We start from the raw sequence: 17,974 nt of genomic DNA, 5'->3' as shown, positions 1-17,974 counted from the left end.
GTGGGAACGGTCGGTCAGAGGGCTTGCAGGCGAAACATCGCGATCTTGTTGATCTCGCCGAGGGCGCAGGCAAACTCGGCGTCTGCCGGGTTGTGAATGCGCGTCTCGAAGGCCGCGAGGATCTGATGCCGGTTGCTGCCTTTCACCGCCATGATGAAGGGGAACGCGAACTTGGCCTTGTAGGCGTCGTTCAGCTCGGTGAAGCGCTGAAACTCTTCGGCCGTGCAGTGGTGGATACCGGCCCCAGCCTGTTCAGAGGTACTGGCTTCGGTCAGTTGGCCTTGCACGGCGGCTTTGCCGGCAAGGTCCGGGTGAGCGTTGATCAGCGCCAGTTGCGCGGCGTGATCGGCACTCAACAGGATGTCGCTCATGCGTGCGTGCAGCGCCTCGATGTCATCGAGCTCGTGCAGCTGGCCGAGGTCCCAGGCCTGTTCGGCGACCCAGGGCGAGTGTTCGTAGATGTCGGCGAAGGCGTGGACGAATTCTTCGCGACTGAGGGAAGAGGGCGTCAGGGTCTGAAAACGGCTCATTCGGCGGCTCCATTGAAGGGGTGTACCTGATGCCAGTGCCGCGCGATTTCCACACGGCGGGCGAACCAGACCTGCTCGTGGCCTTTGACGTACTCAAGGAAACGCTGCAGCGCGGCCAGTCGGGCAGGGCGGCCAATCAACCGGCAGTGCAGGCCGATCGAAAGCATCTTCGGCGCCTCGGCCCCTTCGGCGTAGAGCACGTCGAAAGCGTCTTTCAGGTAGTCGAAGAAGTCGTCGCCCTTGTTGAAACCCTGCACCTGGGTGAAGCGCATGTCGTTGGTGTCCAGCGTGTACGGGATCACCAGATGCGGCTTGCCGGTCGGGTTGTTGGGTTCCCAGTAGGGCAGGTCGTCGTCGTAGGTGTCGCAGTCGTAGAGAAAACCGCCTTCTTCCATCACCAGCCGCCGGGTGTTCGGGCCGGTGCGCCCGGTGTACCAGCCCAGCGGACGTTCACCGGTGAGCTCGGTGAGGATGCGGATGGCTTCGAGCATGTGCTCGCGTTCCTGCGCCTCGTCCATGTTCTGGTAGTCGATCCAGCGATAGCCGTGGCTGCAGATCTCATGGCCGGCGTCGACCATGGCGCGGATCACGTCCGGGTGACGCTGGGCGGCCATGGCCACCGCGAAGATCGTCAGCGGGGTGTCGAATTGTTTGAACAGCTTGAGGATGCGCCACACGCCGGCACGGCTGCCGTATTCGTAGAGCGATTCCATGCTCATGTTGCGCTGGCCCTGCAGGGGTTGCGCGGCCACCATTTCGGAGAGGAACGCTTCGGACTCCTGGTCGCCATGCAGAATGTTGCGCTCGCCGCCTTCCTCGTAATTGAGCACGAACGACAGCGCGATACGGGCATTGCCTGGCCAGCGGGGATGGGGCGGGTTACTGCCGTAACCGATCAGGTCGCGTGGGTAGTCGGCGCTCACTGCAATCTTCCTTATCTAGCCTGTGTTCTGTGGCGGTGGTCGTCAGGGCGATGTATCGAGGTGCCGCGACGGTCGCTGCGATGGTGAGATTGTATACAACTTTATTTACAACGTGTAACCCTGTTTTTTCGCTTGCCGCCACTCTCAGCCCCATGGAATCACTGTGCAAGAAACCTGCCTGAGTGGTCAGATAAAGCGCCCGTCATGGTCTAGCTCTGTGGCCTGCGCTGCTTTCCGGGGCGGGGAGCCGCGGCAAGAAAGCGACAGAAATTTAGGTGATTTCAATTGTGTACAATCTTCGCTTAAACTGTCTTAATCCTGCTCATGTCTTACTGCTGATGCCCTTTTCGGGTGCAGGCCATCTCTCTATCTCTCACTGAATGAGGCAACGACACGCCATGGGACGACTCACCACTCACGTGCTGGACGCTGCACATGGCTGCCCCGGCAGCTCAATCCGCGTCGCACTTTATCGGGTCGATGGCGACCGGCTGGAGAAAGTCGCCGAGGCGCTGACCAACAGCGACGGCCGCTGCGACGCTCCGCTGTTGCAGGGCGATGACTACCGGTCTGGCGTCTATCAATTGCAGTTTCAGGCCGGCGAGTACTTTCGTGGCAAAGGCGTTCAGTCCGGCAATCAGGCGTTTCTCGATGAAGTGGTGCTGCGCTTCGGCATCGACGCCGGGCAAGACCACTACCACGTGCCGCTGCTGATTTCGCCCTACAGCTATTCGACCTATCGCGGCAGCTAGATCGCTGCCGCGTGTTGCTCCCCGTGTTCCTCTTGCCCGCCCACACTGCGGGCTTTTTTCTGCCTCGGTTTTTGTTGATGAACTCAGCGGCTGATCAGGGCAACGGTGCCGGCGGTGCCGAACAGCCCGGCGCTGATGCGGTTGAACCAGGTCTGGCCCTTGCCCGTGCGCAGGTAGCGCGCCGCGCCCTGGGCGCTGAGGCCGTAGAACAACTTGCAGCTCAGGTCGAGGACGGTCCAGGTGATGATCATGGTGATCAGTTGGCCGAAAAACGGCTGATCGGCCTTGAGAAACTGCGGCAAAAAGGCGGCGAAAAACAGAATGTCTTTCGGGTTGCTGCCGCCCAGCACGAAGGCGCGCCAGAACAGTGAGCCAAAAGCCGGCTTGATCGACGCCTCGGGGACTTCGGCGGCAACAGCGGGCCGGCGCGACTGCTTCCAGCTCTGCCAGGCCAGGTAAAACAGGTACAGGCCGCCGATGATCTTCAAGGCGCTGAACAACTGCTCGGACGCCAGCAGCAAGGCGCCCAGCCCCAGGGCCGAAGCGCTGAGCAGGCAGATCGACGCGCAGACGCCGCCAAGGAAGGCGGGGTAGGAGCGCAGCAGGCCGTAATTCAGGCTGTTGCCGATCATCAGCAGTGACAGCGGCCCCGGAATCAGAATGACCACCAGCGCGGCGCCGCTGAACAGCAGCCAGGTTTCCAGTGTCATGGGGGGTTCTCCTTGTTTATTAGAAAGCAGAGAAACGCCGCTGGCTGGGCGGCGTCATGTCTTGTGCGCGTTCGACCTGTAGGAGCCGGCTTGCTGGCGAATGCGATGGCGACGGCCACGGATGTGCCGTCTGACACACCGCGTTCGCCAGCAAGCCGGCTCCTACGGGGCGTGTGTATCACTCGACCATTCAGGGCCAGTTTGTGATCTACGCAGTCTCACAAAAACACGAACTTGGCGATGAAGATCGCGCACAGCACCCACAAACTGACGGAGATTTCCCGATGGCGGCCGGTGCCGGCCTTGAGCACCACGTAGGTGATGAAACCCAGTGCAATCCCGTCCGCCACCGAAAACGTCAACGGCATCATGATCGCCGTGACGATCGCCGGAATGCTGTCGGTGGCTTCGTCCCAGTCGATGTGCGCCATGCCGCCCATCATCAACATCGCTACGTAAATCAATGCACCTGCGGTCGCGTAAGCGGGAATCATGCCAGCCAGCGGGGCGAAGAACATCGCCGCCACGAACAGCACGCCTACGGTGACGGCGGTCAGACCAGTCCGACCCCCGGCTGCCACGCCCGAGGCGCTTTCCACGTAACTGGTGACGGGCGGCACACCGACCATCGCGCCGAACACGCTGGACGCGCTGTCGGCCTTCAAGGCCCGTGAGAGGTTTTCGATACGGCCGTCATCGCGCACCAAACCGGCGCGCTGTGCCACACCCATGAGCGTGCCGGCCGTGTCGAACATGTGCACGAACAGAAACGCCAACACCACGCTGATCATGCTGACGTTGAACACGCCGGCCACGTCCATGGCCATCCAGGTCGGCGCCAGGCTCGGCGGCATGGAGAAGATGCCGTTGTAATGCACCAGCCCCAGGCCCCAGCCAGCCAGGGTCACAGCGATGATGCTGATAAGGATCGCGCCGAACACCCGGTGATAACTGAGCACGGCGATCATCAGAAAGCAGAGGGCGGCGAGCAGCGGGCCGGGCTCACGCAACGAGCCGAGCTTGATCAGCGTCGCCGGGCTGTCCACTACGATACCGGCGGTCTTCAGGCCGATCAGCCCGAGAAACAGACCGACCCCCGCGCCCATGGCGTAACGCAAACTGACCGGGATGCTGTTGAGCAGCCATTCGCGGATCCGCGACAGGGTCAGGAACATAAAGATCACGCCCGAGACGAACACCGCGCCCAGCGCCGTTTCCCAGCTGTAACCCATGGTGCCGACCACGGTGTAGGTGAAGAACGCGTTCAGGCCCATCCCCGGCGCCAGACCCACCGGCCAGTTGGCGTACAGCCCCATCAACAGGCAACCCAGCGCGGCGGCGATGCAGGTCGCGACGAAGGCTGCGCCATGATCGATGCCGGCGTCGGCCATGATGTTGGGGTTGACGAAGATGATGTAGGCCATGGTGATGAAGGTCGTGAGCCCTGCCAGCAGCTCGGTTCGGACGGTCGTGCCGTGCAGGCTGAGCTTGAAGAGGCGTTCAAGCAGGCCTTTGCGCGGCAGCGGGAGATCCAGCGGCGTGGCTTCGGTTTTGCGACTTTCCACAGTGAAATCCTCGGGACGTTTTTGTTGTTATGACAAAGCCGGTTGTCGGCTCCGGGAGGCGAGTGAATCTGTCAGGCTGATTTGTTGACTGAAAGGTCAGAAACGTGCACGAAGGGATTATGCTTTTGTATACAAATAATGCAAATAATGTTTTCGATCCTGTGCGTAGTATTTAGCGGATTGTGTGCATAACGCCCCGTCATTTCGGGACCTGTGCAGACTTGGCCGGCTGTGTACAATGCGCCATTACTTTTACTGTGACTTTGCCGGGATATCTGCTATTGGTTGCTCCAACAGTGGTCGTACCCGCCCTGATCACGGCAAGGCCCCGCGCCGGATTCTGTTACCACGAGTGCCCATGAACGATCAGTTGCAACCTCTCAAGAAACACTCACGCGCGGCCAAATCCGGCCGCAGCGGCACCCAGGACGATATCGTCTACGCGCACATTTTCGAGGCGATTCTCGAGCAGCGTCTGGCGCCCGGCACCAAGCTGAGTGAAGAAGCCCTCGGTGAAATCTTCGGCGTCAGCCGCACCATCATTCGTCGCGCACTCTCGCGCCTGGGCCACGAAGGCGTGGTGCTGCTGCGCCCGAACCGTGGCGCGGTGGTGGCCAGCCCGAGCGTCGAAGAGGCACGACAGGTGTTCTTCGCCCGGCGTCTGGTGGAGAAAGCGATCACTGAACTGGCGGTTGAGCACGCCACGGCGGAACAGCTCAGCGAGCTGCGCCAGATGGTCAGCGACGAGCGCGACAGTTTTTCGAAAGGGGATCGCGGGGCGGGCATTCGCCTGTCGGGGGAATTCCACCTGAAACTGGCGGAAGCGGCGAAAAACGCGCCGCTGATCAGCTTTCAGCGCAGTCTGGTCTCGCAGACCTCGCTGATCATCGCCCAGTACGAAAGCGGCAACCGCTCGCACTGCTCCTACGATGAACACACCCAGCTGATCGACGCCATCGAAGCCCGCGACGCAACGTTGGCGGTGAGCCTGATGATGCATCACATGGATCACATCGACAGCAAGCTCAACCTCGACGAAGACAGCGCCTCCGACGACCTCCACGCCGTGTTCTCGCACCTGATGCTGCCGAAGAAAAAGGCAGGGCGCAGCACCGCGGTTTGATGCCTGCAGTAAGCCGTGCAGCGCGCGGCGTACACCTCACCGGGGTCAAGCACTTCATTTTCGGCGAGCGCAGCACCTGTAGGAGCGCGCTTGCCCGCGAACGCGTCATTTCAGCCAGCCTATATGTTGCTGACCCACCGCATTCGCGGGCAAGCGCGCTCCTACAACGTTCGGTGGGGATGGGGAATTACCGGTCCGACCGAATACCTGCGAGCGTGCTAACGAAAGCAGGGCTCAGCACGGCGGTGTGATGCCTGCAGTTAGCCGTGCAGCGCGCGGCGTAAACCTCACCGGCGTCAAGCACATCATTTTCGAACGCGTTATTTCAGCCAGCCTATATATTGCTGACCCACCGCATTCGGGGGCAGTGCGCTCCTGCAGTGCGGCGTTTGTGAGGGCGAGTCCGAAACAAACCTGCGGACACTCCATTGTTTTTAGCGCTTATGCACCAACGCCCCCGCCGCATACGTTTCGCTGACCGTTCGGTCATCCCCCAGGGTCATCAACACAAACAACTGCTCTTCGATGCTCGTCGCCTGGCTCATGCGGTAGGACAGCAGCGGCGTGGCGTTGAAATCCAGCACCACGAAGTCTGCCTCGCTGCCCGGCTGCAGGTTGCCGATCTTGTCTTCCAGCCGTAGCGCCCGTGCGCCGCCCAGTGTCGCCAGGTACAGCGATTTGAACGGGCTCAGTTTGGCGCCTTGCAGCTGCATGACCTTGTACGCCTCGTTCAGCGTGTGCAGCAGCGAGAAGCTCGTCCCGGCGCCGACATCGGTGCCCAGGCCGACATTGACCTTATGCTTTTCCGCCATCGGCAAGTTGAACAGCCCACTGCCGAGGAAAAAATTGGACGTCGGGCAGAAAGCAATCGCTGACCCGGTTTCCGCCAGGCGCTCACACTCTTGGTCGCACAGGTGCACGCCATGGGCGAACACCGAGCGCTCGCCGAGCAGGTTGAAATGGTCGTACACGTCCAGGTAATTCTTGCGCTCCGGGAACAGCGCCTTGACCCATTCGACTTCCTTCAGGTTTTCACTGATGTGGGTCTGCATGTACAGGTCGGGGTATTCGGTCAGCAACTGGCCGGCGAGGGTCAATTGTTCAGGCGTGCTGGTCGGCGCGAAACGTGGGGTCACGGCGTAATGCAAACGGCCCTTGCCGTGCCAGCGCTCGATCAGCGCCTTGCTGTCGACGTAGCTGGATTCGGCGGTGTCCACCAGATAATCCGGCGCATTGCGGTCCATCATCACCTTGCCGGCGATCAGGCGCAGATTGAGCTTCTCGGCGGCACTGAACAGCGCTTCCACCGACTCCTTGTGCCGACTGCCGAACACCAGCGCGGAGGTGGTGCCGTTGCGCAGCAATTCCTTGAGAAAGATGTCAGCCACCTGCGCCGAATGCTCGGGGTCTTCAAACTGCTTCTCGCAGGGGAACACGTAAGTATTCAGCCAGTCGAGCAACTGCTCGCCGTAGGACCCGACCATCCCGGTCTGCGGCAAATGGATGTGGGTGTCGATGAAACCGGCGGTGATCAGCGCGTCTTGATAGCTGACGATTTCGACGTCGTCAGCAAGTGTGCCGAGCAGGTCTTCAGCGTTGCCGAGGGCGAGGATCTTGCCGTTTTCGACCAGCATCAGGCCGTCTTCGAAATACTCGTACGACGCTTCCACGGCCACTTGGGCAGGGTCGGCGATGCTGTGGATGATGGCGGCGCGGTAGGCTTTTCGGGTGGCGCTGATATCAGGGTTCATGTCAGTTGATCGTTCTTCCGGGATTCATTGGGCCTGGCTGCGGCGGGACACCGGCAGCAGCTTGGCGACAGGTTCGGCGGTGGTGCTTTGTTCGCCGAAATGAGCGTTGTAGGTGGCGATCACTTCGCCGGCGATGGACACGGCGATTTCCATGGGCAGTTTGCCTTTGACCTCGGTCAGGCCCATCGGGCAACGCATGCGCTGCAACAGTGCGGCGTCGAAGCCGCGGTCTCGCAGGCGATGCTCGAACTTCACGCGCTTGGTTTTCGAGCCGATCAGGCCGAAATAGCTGAAGTCGCCGCGTTTGAGAATGGCGGCGGCGAGTTCCAGGTCCAGCTGATGATTGTGGGTCATGACGATGCAATAGCTGCCGGCGGGGAGGTTGTCGACTTCCTCGATGACGTCCTCGCTGAGGATCTGCGTCACGCCTTCCGGCAAGTGCGCGGGAAATTCCGCTTCGCGGGAATCGATCCAGCGTACGCGGCAGGGCAGGCTGGCGAGCAACGGCACCAGCGCCCGACCGACGTGGCCGGCGCCGAAAACGGCAATGTGCGCCTGGGGCTGGCCCATGGGTTCGAACAGCAGCACGTTCACGCCGCCGCAGCACTGGCCCAGGCTGGCGCCGAGGCTGAAGCGCTCCAGACGGGTTTGCTGGCTGCCACTGGCGAGCATCTCCCGGGCAATTTCCATGGCTTTGTATTCCAAGTGACCGCCGCCGATGGTGTCGAAGATCCGCCCGGCGCTGACGACCATTTTCGAGCCGGCATTGCGCGGCGTCGAGCCACGCTCCTCGATGATGGTCACCAGCACGCAGGCCTCGCCCTGGTGCTGCAAATCGGCGAGTGCGCTGATCCAGTTATTCATGTGTGTCTCCTGATCGTTGTTGCGACGATCAAAATCTGTGGTGTCTGTGCTGGCCTCATCGCGGGCAAGCGCGCTCCTACAGAGAACCGCATTCCGACTGTAGGAGCGACCGGGGTGGCGCTCCACCTTGCCCGCGAAGGCGTCATCTGCGCCGACGAAAATCAAACCGAGGAAACCGTCAACTCATGGGCGACACCTTCCGCTTCCGGCCTCGCAGCCCGCAAAGCCCGCATCTGCTCACACCCCCACAACACCCGCTCCGGGGTGGCCGGCGCGTCGATCTTCGGTTGATGCTTGTAATCGCCCAGACTCGCCACGGCGTCCTTGATCGCGCACCACGCGGCGATGCCCAGCATGAACGGCGGCTCGCCCACGGCTTTGGAATGGAACACCGTGTCTTCCGGGTTCTTGCGGTTCTCCACCAGCTTCACTCGCAGGTCCGCCGGCATGTCGGCCACGGCGGGAATCTTGTAGCCGGCCGGGCCGTTGGTCATCAGCTTGCCCTTGTCGTTCCAGACCAGTTCCTCGGTCGTCAGCCAGCCCATCCCTTGAATGTAGCCGCCCTCGACCTGGCCGATGTCGATGGCCGGGTTCAGCGAGGCGCCGACGTCATGAAGGATGTCCGTGCGCAGCATTTTGTATTCACCGGTCAGGGTGTCGACCAGCACCTCGGTGCACGCCGCGCCGAAGGCAAAGTAATAGAACGGCCGGCCACGCGCCTGGCTGCGGTCGTAGAAAATCTTCGGCGTCTTGTAATAGCCGGTACTCGACAGCGACACCTGACCCATCCACGCCTGCTGCGCGAGGGTATCGAAGCTGATGACCTGTTCGCCGACGCGCACATGGCCGTTGCGAAACTCGACCCGCGACTCGTCGCACTGGTAATGCTTCGCCGCGAACTCCACCAGCCGCTGCTTGAGGATTTCCGCTGCATTCTGCGCAGCCTTACCGTTAAGGTCCGCGCCGCTGGAGGCCGCCGTCGGTGACGTGTTTGGCACCTTGTCAGTGTTGGTCGCGGTGATCTGCACGCGATCAATGTCGACCTGAAACACCTCGGCCACCACCTGCGCCACCTTGACGTTCAAACCCTGGCCCATCTCGGTGCCGCCGTGATTGAGATGAATGCTGCCGTCGGTGTAAATGTGGATCAGCGCGCCAGCCTGATTGAGGAAGCTGGCGGTGAAGGAAATGCCGAATTTCACCGGGGTCAGCGCCAGGCCTTTCTTCAGAATCGGGCTGTGGGCGTTGTAGGCCGTGATCGCCTTGCGCCGCTCGGCGTAATCACTGCTTGCTTCCAGTTCGGCAGTCATTTCTTCGAGCATGTTGTGCTCGACGGTCTGGTAGTAGTGCGTGACGTTGCGCTCGGTCTTGCCGTAGTAGTTGGCCTTGCGCACCGCCAGCGGGTCCTTGCCCAGATGCCGGGCGATGGCGTCCATCACTTCCTCGATGGCGACCATCCCTTGGGGGCCACCAAAGCCGCGATACGCCGTGTTCGACGCAGTGTTGGTCTTGCAGCGATGGCCATTGATCGTGGCGTCGCCCAGGTAATAGGAATTGTCGGCGTGAAACATCGCCCGGTCGACGATGGACGCCGACAGGTCAGGCGAATAACCACAGTTGCCCGCCAGCTCCAGCTGAATGCCGTGCAAGCGCCCGTCGTTGTCGAAGCCCAGGTCGTACTCGACGTAAAACGGGTGGCGCTTGCCGGTCATCATCATGTCTTCCATGCGCGGCAGGCGCATCTTGGTCGGCTGGCCGGTCAGGCGCGCCACCACCGCACACAGGCACGCGGGGCTCGCCGCCTGGGTTTCCTTGCCGCCGAAGCCGCCGCCCATGCGGCGCATGTCGACGACGATCTTGTTCATCGACACGTCCAGCACTTCGGCGACGAGCTTCTGCACCTCGGTCGGGTTCTGCGTCGAGCAATAGACGATCATGCCGCCGTCTTCGGTGGGCATCACCGACGAAATCTGCGTCTCCAGATAGAAGTGTTCCTGACCGCCAATGTGCAGCGTGCCTTGAATACGGTGGGTGGCGGACGCCAGCGCCGTCGCCGAATCACCGCGCTGGTGGGTGTGGCTGTCGAGCACGAAGTGTTTGTTGCGGTAGGCCTGGACGACGTCGAGCACGGGCTCAAGGTCTTCGTATTCGATGATCGCGGCCATCGCTGCCTTGCGCGCGGTTTCCAGATCCCGGGCGGCCACGGCAATCACCGGCTGACCGACGAACTCGACCTTGTTGATGGCCAGCAACGGGTCGCCGGGCAGCAGCGGGCCGATGTCCTTGAGGCCCGGAATGTCTTCGTGGGTGATGGCAATGCGCACGCCGTCGAAGGCGTAGCAGGGCGACACATCGACGCGGACGATGCGCGCGTGGGCACGGTCGGACAATCGTGCATACACGTGCAACTGATTGGGGAATTCAAGACGGTCGTCGATGTAGATCGCTTCGCCGGAGACGTGCTTGTCGGCGCTGTCGTGCTTGACGCTGCGGCCGACACCGGTGGTCAGGTCCTGTTGAAACAGGGCGACCATCTCTTCCTGGGACCTGGCTGAATGATGATTAGACATAAGCTGTCACCCGCGTCTGGATGTGAGGCGTTTGCACTTCAATGAAGTATTTGCGCAGCAGGTTCTGCGCGCTGAGCAGGCGGTATTCCTTGCTCGCGCGAAAGTCCGTCAGCGGCGTGAAATCTTCGGCCAGTGCGGCGCAGGCGCGCTCGATAGTGGCGGATGTCCACGGCTGGCCGATCAGCGCCTGCTCGCAATGGGCCGCACGTTTGGGGATCGCCGCCATGCCGCCGAAGGCTGCGCGGGCGTCGACGATGGCGCCGTTTTCGATGTGTACGCGGAACGCGGCGCACACCGCCGAGATGTCGTCGTCCAGCCGCTTTGAAACCTTGTAGGCGCGAAACGTCTGCCGGGCGTTGGCGCGGGGCACGATGATGCGCTCGATGAACTCGCTTTCCTGACGCACCGTCACCCGGTAATCAATGAAGTAATCCTCCAGCGCCAGGGTGCGGGTCTGCTCGCCCTTGCGCAGCACGATCTCCGCGCCCAGGGCGATCAGCAGGGGCGGGGAGTCGCCAATCGGCGAGGCGTTGCCGATGTTGCCGCCAAGGGTGCCCTGATTGCGGATCTGCAGCGATGCAAAACGGTGCAACAATTCACCGAAATCCGGGTACTCGCGGCTCAGTGCTTCGTAGCAATCGGTGAGGGCCGTGGCCGCGCCGATCTCGATGCGGTCTTCGAAATGCTCGATCTTCTTCATCGCCGCGACGTTGCCGACGTAGATCATCACCGGCAACGGGCGATGGAATTGCGTCACTTCAAGGGCCAGGTCAGTGCCGCCGGCCAGGAGTCGGGCTTGCGGATAGGCGTCGTAGAGATCAGCCAGATCGGCGACGGTCAGCGGCACCAGGCAGCGTTTGTCGCCGCTGTTCAGCTCGCCGGTCTGCGTCGGTGCGATGGCCTTGAGGCGGGCGATGGTCTGTGCTTTCAGGGCATCGAACTGGTCCGGTTGCGGCTGGGCGCAGCTTTGCTCGGCTGCCGCAAGAATCGGTCGATAACCGGTGCAGCGGCACAGATTGCCGGCCAGTGCTTCATGGGCCTGGGCATGTTTTGTTTCAGAGGAGGCGGATTCGGCGCTGTTCTTTTGCAGCGCGAACAACGACATCACAAAGCCCGGCGTGCAGAAACCGCACTGGGAACCATGGCAGTCGACCATTGCCTGCTGCACGCTGTGCAGGCGGCCCTGATGCTTGAGGTCTTCAACGCTGATCAATTGCTTGCCGTGCAGCGAGGCCACGAAGGTCAGGCAGGAATTGAGGCTGCGATAACTCAGCTGCTCCCGGCCCGCCGCGTCGGTGGTCAGCTCGCCAACGACCACGGTGCACGCGCCGCAATCGCCGCTGGCGCAGCCTTCTTTAGTGCCGGATTTGTGCAGGTGCTCGCGCAGGTAGTTGAGCACCGTCACATTGGGGTCCAGAGCCTGCTCGGTTTTCAGCTCTTGGTTCAGGAGAAACTGGATCACGGGTCGCGCCTCGTTCTTGTCGTTGAAAAGCACTGGTCACTGCTGCCGGCGGATGGGTCATCGAACATGTCGATGAATCTATCAGCTCTGACTATTGGGTCAATTAATATCTGACTCAAAGGTCAAGAAATTCATTATTTCCTGAAATTGCCGATAACCCGCCTGACCATGATGTTTAAAGACTGTGTGCGCGTGATCAGAACATGTCCGTATTTCTGCTTAATTCGTGCCAGTTTCCACAGTATGGCCCTGCGCCACAGACGTGCAGTGCGATACACTCCGCCGCTTGTATGCGACCCAAGAAGTTGAAGGTAAGAAATGACGTTCAAGGCACCTGACAGCCTCGCCGAGCAGATCGCTCACCACCTTGCCGAGCGCATCATCCGCGGCGAACTCAAGCCAGGGGAGCGGATTCAGGAGCAGAAAGTCACGGCCGCGCTGAACGTAAGCCGGGGCTCGGTGCGCGAGGCGTTGCTGATCCTCGAACGCCGCCACCTGATCGTGATCCTGCCCCGTCGCGGCGCGCAGGTGTCGGTCCTCACCCCGCACAACATCACCAGCCTCTGCGCTCTGATGAGCGAGATGTACATCTTGCTCGGCCTGGCCGTGGCGCGAAGCTGGAAGGAGCCGGTCGACCTGGCGGCATTCCAGCAGATTCAGCAGCGGCTCATCGCCAGTTGCGAACGCCAGGACGTCAAGGGCTTCGTCGAAGAGAGCTTCAACGTGATGCGCGCGGCCTATCCGTTCGCCAACAATCCGTACCTGGAAGAGACCGTCGAGAACCTGCAGCCCTCCATGAGCCGCTTCTACTTCCTCGCCCTGGATCAACGCCAAGCGGAAATGAGCGAATACCTGACCCTCTTCGGCCAATTGCTTGAAGCGGTGGTGGCGCGCGATCTGGCGCGCATCCGCGATGTGCTCACCCGCTACGCCGAGCGCAGTTGCCAATCGGTGCTGTCTGCCCTGGCGGCCAGCTGATTCATGCGCCTCAAATGCATCAGGCTGGCCGGGTTCAAATCGTTCGTCGACCCGACGACGGTGAACTTCCCCAGCAACATGGCGGCCGTGGTCGGCCCCAATGGATGCGGCAAGTCCAACATCATCGACGCGGTGCGCTGGGTCATGGGCGAAAGCTCGGCCAAGAACCTGCGCGGCGAGTCGATGACCGACGTCATCTTCAACGGCTCCACCAGCCGCAAGCCGGTGAGCCAGGCGAGCATCGAGCTGGTCTTCGATAATTCTGACGGCACCCTCGTCGGCGAATACGCCAGCTACGCAGAAATTTCCATTCGCCGTAAAGTCACCCGCGACAGCCAGAACAGCTATTACCTCAACGGCACCAAATGCCGTCGCCGCGACATCACCGACATCTTCCTCGGCACCGGCCTGGGCCCGCGCAGCTACTCGATCATCGAGCAGGGCATGATCTCCAAGCTGATCGAAGCCAAGCCCGAAGACCTGCGCAATTTCATCGAAGAAGCCGCCGGCATCTCCAAGTACAAGGAGCGTCGGCGCGACACCGAAAACCGCATTCGCCGTACCCACGAGAACCTCGCGCGCCTGACCGATTTGCGCGACGAACTGGGTCGTCAGCTGGAGCGTCTGCAGCGTCAGGCCCAGGCGGCCGAGAAATATCAGGAATACAAAGCCGAAGAGCGTCAGCTCAAGGCGCAACTGTCGGCGTTGCGCTGGCAGGCGCTGAACGAGCAAGTGGCTCAGCGCGAATCGGTGATCGGCAATCAGGAAGTCGGCTTCGAGTCGTTGGTCGCCGATCAGCGCAGCGCCGACGCCGCCATCGAGCGCCTGCGCGACGGTCATCACGACCTGTCCGAGCGATTCAATCTGGTGCAGGGGCGTTTCTATTCCGTGGGCGGCGACATCGCCCGGGTCGAGCAGAGCATCCAGCACGGCCAGCAGCGCTTGCGTCAGTTGCAGGATGACCTGCGCGAAGCCGAGCGTGCGCGCCTGGAAACCGAATCCCATTTGGGCCACGACCGCACGCTGCTGGCGACCCTTGGCGAAGAGCTGGAAATGCTTGAGCCGGAGCAGGAAATCACCCTCGCGGCCGCCGAAGAATCCGCCGCCGCGCTGGAAGACGCCGAAACCGCCATGCACGGCTGGCAGGAGCAGTGGGACGCCTTCAACCTCACGTCCGCCGAACCCCGGCGCCAGGCGGAAGTGCAGCAGTCGCGCATTCAGCAGCTGGAAACCAGCCTGGAGCGCCTGGCCGAGCGTCAGCGGCGTTTGGGCGAAGAGCGTCAATTGCTCGCGGCCGATCCTGAGGACGCCGCGATTCTTGAGCTGAGCGAAGACCTCGCCGCGCGGGAAATGGCCTTCGAAGAACTGACCGCTGAAGAAGAACAACTGATCGAGCGCCTTGAGCAACTGCGCGTCGATCTGCAACAGGCGACCCAGTCGCAGCAGCAGGCCCAGGGCGATCTGCAGCGGTTGAATGGCCGGCTCGCTTCCCTGGAAGCCCTGCAACAGGCGGCACTCGATCCCGGCACGGGCACCGCCGAATGGCTGCGCGATCATCAACTCAGTGAGCGTCCGCGTCTGGCAGAAGGGCTGCGGGTCGAGGCGGGCTGGGAAATGGCCGTGGAAACTGTGCTGGGCGCCGACCTGAATGCGGTGCTGGTGGATGATTTCGCCGGCCTTGATCTGGCCGGCTTCAGTCAGGGCGACCTGCGCCTGGTGAGTCCCGGCGCTGACCTCACGCGGATCCCCGGCAGCCTGCTGGACAAGGTCGATACCCAGGTCGATCTGAGCCACTGGCTCGGCCAAGTCAAACCCGTTGAAACCCTCGACGATGCGCTGGCGTTGCGCGGGCAACTGGGCGCCGGTGAGAGCCTGATCAGCCGCGACGGCTACTGGGTCGGGCGGGATTTTTTGCGGGTGCGCCGCGCCAGCGAGGCTGAAAGCGGCGTGCTGGCGCGGGGTCAAGAATTGCAGCGTCTGGAAGCCGAGCGCGAAGAGCGCGAAGCGACGTTGGCGGCGCTTGATGAGCAACTGTTAACTCAGCGCGAACAGCAACGCACCCAGGAAGACAACCGCGAGCAATTGCGCCGCCGCTTGCAGGACGAAGCCCGTCAGCAGAGCGAGCTCAAGGCGCAGTTGTCCGCTACCAAAGCCAAAGTCGAGCAGTTGACCCTGCGCCGCACCCGGCTCGATGAAGAATTGACCGAATTGGCCGAACAGCGGGCCATGGAGCAGGAAACCCTCGGCGAATCCCGCCTGCAATTGCAGGACGCCCTCGACAGCATGGCGCTGGACACCGAACAGCGCGAGCTGCTGCTGGCCCGGCGCGACAGCCTGCGCGAGCGTCTGGACCGGGTGCGCCAGGAAGCCCGCCAGCATAAGGATCACGCCAACCAGTTGGCGGTGCGCCTGGGTTCGTTGCGCGCGCAGCATGATTCCACGCGCCAGGCCCTGGAGCGTCTGGAGATGCAGTCCGAGCGCCTGACCGAGAAGCGCGAGCAACTGAGCCTGAACCTGGAGGAGGGCGCCGCGCCGCTGGAAGAACTGCGCATGAAGCTCGAAGAGCTGCTGGAAAAGCGCATGGTCGTCGACGAAGAGATGCGTACCGCCAAGAACGCCCTGGAAGACGCCGACCGCGAACTGCGCGAAGCCGAGAAACGTCGCAACCAGGCCGAGCAGCAATCGGCGCTGTTGCGTGGACAACTGGAGCAGCAGCGCCTGGAATGGCAATCGCTGACCGTGCGACGCAAGACGCTTCAGGAGCAACTGCACGAAGACGGCTACGACCTGGACGGCGTGTTGGCCACCCTGACCGCCGACGCCAACGAGAAGGCCGCCGAAGAAGAACTGGAACGTATCGCCGCGCGGATTCAGCGTCTGGGCGCCATCAACCTGGCCGCCATCGACGAGTATCAGCAGCAGTCCGAACGCAAACGCTATCTGGACGCCCAGGACGCCGATCTGGTCGAAGCGCTGGACACGCTGGAAAACGTGATCCGCAAGATCGACAAAGAAACCCGCAACCGTTTCAAAGAGACCTTTGATCAGATAAACAGCGGAATTCAGGCACTTTTTCCAAAAGTTTTCGGTGGTGGCAGCGCTTACTTGGAACTGACGGGCGAAGATTTACTCGATACAGGGGTGACGATCATGGCGCGTCCTCCCGGCAAGAAAAACAGCACGATCCATTTGCTGTCCGGGGGCGAGAAAGCCCTGACCGCGCTGGCGCTGGTTTTTGCCATCTTCAAACTCAACCCGGCGCCGTTCTGCATGCTCGACGAGGTCGATGCACCGCTGGACGACGCCAACGTGGGGCGCTATGCCCGGTTGGTCAAAGAGATGTCGCAGACGGTGCAGTTCATCTACATCACCCACAACAAGATCGCCATGGAAATGGCTGACCAGTTGATGGGCGTCACCATGCACGAACCGGGTTGTTCAAGGCTGGTGGCGGTGGACGTAGAGGAGGCGATGGCGCTGGTGGAGTCGTAGCAGGATGCGCAGTTGATCGCGTAGCGATCAGGCAGATTTGCAGGGAAAAGTGGCGCACGGACGTCCAGTACAGGAACCGCCGTTGCAGCGTGACAGATGCTTGTGACCTGCCAGATGTAACAGACGGTGTAAAGTTGCCTTTGGTCGTGCTAGCTTAATGTCCACTTTTCCATTTCGCGTGGGTAAAAGGCCATTCAGAACATAGAGTTGGCTCCACGTTTTAAAGGGGTTTGCGCCCTTAATTTTCAGAATTTCATTAGAGGCACGGGACTACATGGAAATCGGTCTGCGAGAGTGGCTGATCGTCATCGGCATTATTGTCATTGCCGGTATTCTGTTTGACGGCTGGCGCCGTATGCGCGGCGGCAAGGGCAAATTGAAATTCAGACTGGACCGCAGCTTATCCAACCTGCCGGACGACGACGAACCGACGTCCGCCGAAGTGTTGGGCCCTGCGCGCGTCCTGGACACCCATAAAGAACCGAAACTCGACGAGCACGACCTGCCGACGATGAGTGCAGCGCCCCGCGAGCGCGCCGAACGTGAACCGCGACGCGGCAAGCGCAAGGACGAGCCGCACCAGGGCGACCTGAACCTGAGCGCCAGTCCTGACCTGTTCAGCGCACGCGACGACGATTTCCCGGATGACAAGCCGAACCAGCGCATCACCGAAGACAAGGACCTGCCACCGGTTGAAGAAGTGCTGGTGATCAGCGTGATTTCCCGGGACGAAAGCGGCTTCAAGGGCCCGGCGCTGTTGCAGAACATTCTGGAAAGCGGTCTGCGCTTCGGCGAAATGGACATCTTTCACCGTCACGAAAGCATGGCCGGCAACGGCGAAGTGCTGTTCTCGATGGCCAATGCGGTCAAGCCGGGCGTGTTCGATCTGGACGACATCGACCACTTCAGCACACGCGCCGTGAGCTTCTTCCTGGGTCTGCCAGGGCCGCGTCATCCGAAGCAGGCCTTCGATGTGATGGTCGCCGCCGCTCGCAAGCTGGCCCACGAGCTGAATGGTGAATTGAAAGACGACCAGCGCAGCGTCATGACTGCGCAGACCATTGAGCATTACCGTCAGCGCATCGTCGAGTTCGAACGCCGCGCCCTGACCCAGCGTCGCTGAATTGTTGATTAGCGCGCCCCTGTAGGCGCGCGCTTGCCCGCGATTGCGGTGGGTCAGTCACCACCGCGTCGATTGTTCTGACACTTTCGCGTCCAACCGCGCTCCTACAGTGACAAGCATTACAAATTGAG

Annotated in this window: 13 protein-coding genes; 5 read left to right on the top strand and 8 right to left on the bottom strand. The window is 61.6% G+C overall.

The window, feature by feature from the left end; genetic code table 11:
* Positions 1-14 precede the first annotated feature (14 nt).
* Together uraD and puuE are read right to left on the bottom strand one after the other, a co-directional pair.
* Positions 15-530 (bottom strand): 2-oxo-4-hydroxy-4-carboxy-5-ureidoimidazoline decarboxylase, encoded by a 516-nt coding sequence (gene uraD / locus EC919_RS18465; RefSeq protein WP_133775850.1) that lies wholly within the window; start codon positions 528-530, stop codon positions 15-17.
* Complete coding sequence (gene puuE, locus EC919_RS18460) at positions 527-1,453, bottom strand: allantoinase PuuE (protein ID WP_133775849.1); 927 nt, start codon at positions 1,451-1,453, stop codon at positions 527-529. Before puuE ends, uraD begins: the two co-directional genes overlap by 4 nt.
* 398 nt (positions 1,454-1,851) lie before the next feature.
* On the opposite strand from puuE, the gene uraH reads away from it, so the two are divergent.
* On the top strand, positions 1,852-2,205 hold the full coding sequence (gene uraH, locus EC919_RS18455; RefSeq protein ID WP_133775848.1) for a hydroxyisourate hydrolase: 354 nt from the start codon (positions 1,852-1,854) through the stop codon (positions 2,203-2,205).
* Between the two features lie 83 nt (positions 2,206-2,288).
* Here the strand turns inward: uraH and EC919_RS18450 are convergent, their stop codons facing one another.
* Together EC919_RS18450 and EC919_RS18445 are read right to left on the bottom strand one after the other, a co-directional pair.
* Positions 2,289-2,915 carry a LysE family translocator gene (locus EC919_RS18450; RefSeq protein WP_133775847.1) on the bottom strand — a complete coding sequence of 209 codons (627 nt, stop codon included), beginning with the start codon at positions 2,913-2,915 and terminating at the stop codon, positions 2,289-2,291.
* 218 nt (positions 2,916-3,133) lie between these two features.
* Entirely contained in the window at positions 3,134-4,480 is a 1,347-nt protein-coding gene (locus EC919_RS18445) for an NCS2 family permease (protein WP_133775846.1), read from the bottom strand.
* A gap of 358 nt (positions 4,481-4,838) precedes the next feature.
* On the opposite strand from EC919_RS18445, the gene EC919_RS18440 reads away from it, so the two are divergent.
* Positions 4,839-5,603, top strand: a complete 765-nt coding sequence (locus tag EC919_RS18440) for a GntR family transcriptional regulator (protein ID WP_133775845.1) — start codon at positions 4,839-4,841, stop codon at positions 5,601-5,603.
* A 434-nt stretch (positions 5,604-6,037) separates the two neighbouring features.
* On the opposite strand, the gene guaD is transcribed toward EC919_RS18440, so the two are convergent.
* The 4 genes from guaD to xdhA form a co-directional block, all read right to left on the bottom strand.
* Complete coding sequence (gene guaD / locus EC919_RS18435; RefSeq protein WP_133775844.1) at positions 6,038-7,354, bottom strand: guanine deaminase; 1,317 nt, start codon at positions 7,352-7,354, stop codon at positions 6,038-6,040.
* Positions 7,355-7,378: 24 nt separating this feature from the next.
* Entirely contained in the window at positions 7,379-8,218 is an 840-nt protein-coding gene (xdhC, locus tag EC919_RS18430) for a xanthine dehydrogenase accessory protein XdhC (protein WP_133775843.1), read from the bottom strand.
* Between the two features lie 161 nt (positions 8,219-8,379).
* Positions 8,380-10,788 (bottom strand): xanthine dehydrogenase molybdopterin binding subunit, encoded by a 2,409-nt coding sequence (gene xdhB, locus EC919_RS18425; RefSeq protein ID WP_133775842.1) that lies wholly within the window; start codon positions 10,786-10,788, stop codon positions 8,380-8,382.
* On the bottom strand, positions 10,781-12,250 hold the full coding sequence (gene xdhA / locus EC919_RS18420; RefSeq protein WP_133775841.1) for a xanthine dehydrogenase small subunit: 1,470 nt from the start codon (positions 12,248-12,250) through the stop codon (positions 10,781-10,783). Before xdhA ends, xdhB begins: the two co-directional genes overlap by 8 nt.
* A gap of 318 nt (positions 12,251-12,568) precedes the next feature.
* On the opposite strand from xdhA, the gene EC919_RS18415 reads away from it, so the two are divergent.
* The 3 genes from EC919_RS18415 (at position 12,569) to zipA (ending at position 17,843) form a co-directional block, all read left to right on the top strand.
* A complete protein-coding gene (locus EC919_RS18415; protein ID WP_133775840.1) occupies positions 12,569-13,228 on the top strand; it encodes a GntR family transcriptional regulator in 660 nt (219 codons plus the stop codon).
* A 3-nt stretch (positions 13,229-13,231) separates the two neighbouring features.
* Positions 13,232-16,720 (top strand): chromosome segregation protein SMC, encoded by a 3,489-nt coding sequence (gene smc, locus EC919_RS18410; RefSeq protein WP_133775839.1) that lies wholly within the window; start codon positions 13,232-13,234, stop codon positions 16,718-16,720.
* Positions 16,721-16,994: 274 nt separating this feature from the next.
* On the top strand, positions 16,995-17,843 hold the full coding sequence (zipA, locus tag EC919_RS18405; protein ID WP_133775838.1) for a cell division protein ZipA: 849 nt from the start codon (positions 16,995-16,997) through the stop codon (positions 17,841-17,843).
* Positions 17,844-17,974 lie beyond the last annotated feature (131 nt).

This window comes from Pseudomonas graminis, assembly GCF_004364335.1.
In the GTDB taxonomy this organism is placed as follows: domain Bacteria; phylum Pseudomonadota; class Gammaproteobacteria; order Pseudomonadales; family Pseudomonadaceae; genus Aquipseudomonas; species Aquipseudomonas graminis_D.
Note: the sequence above shows the minus strand (reverse complement) of the source record. Positions and strands in the feature narration are given on the sequence as shown.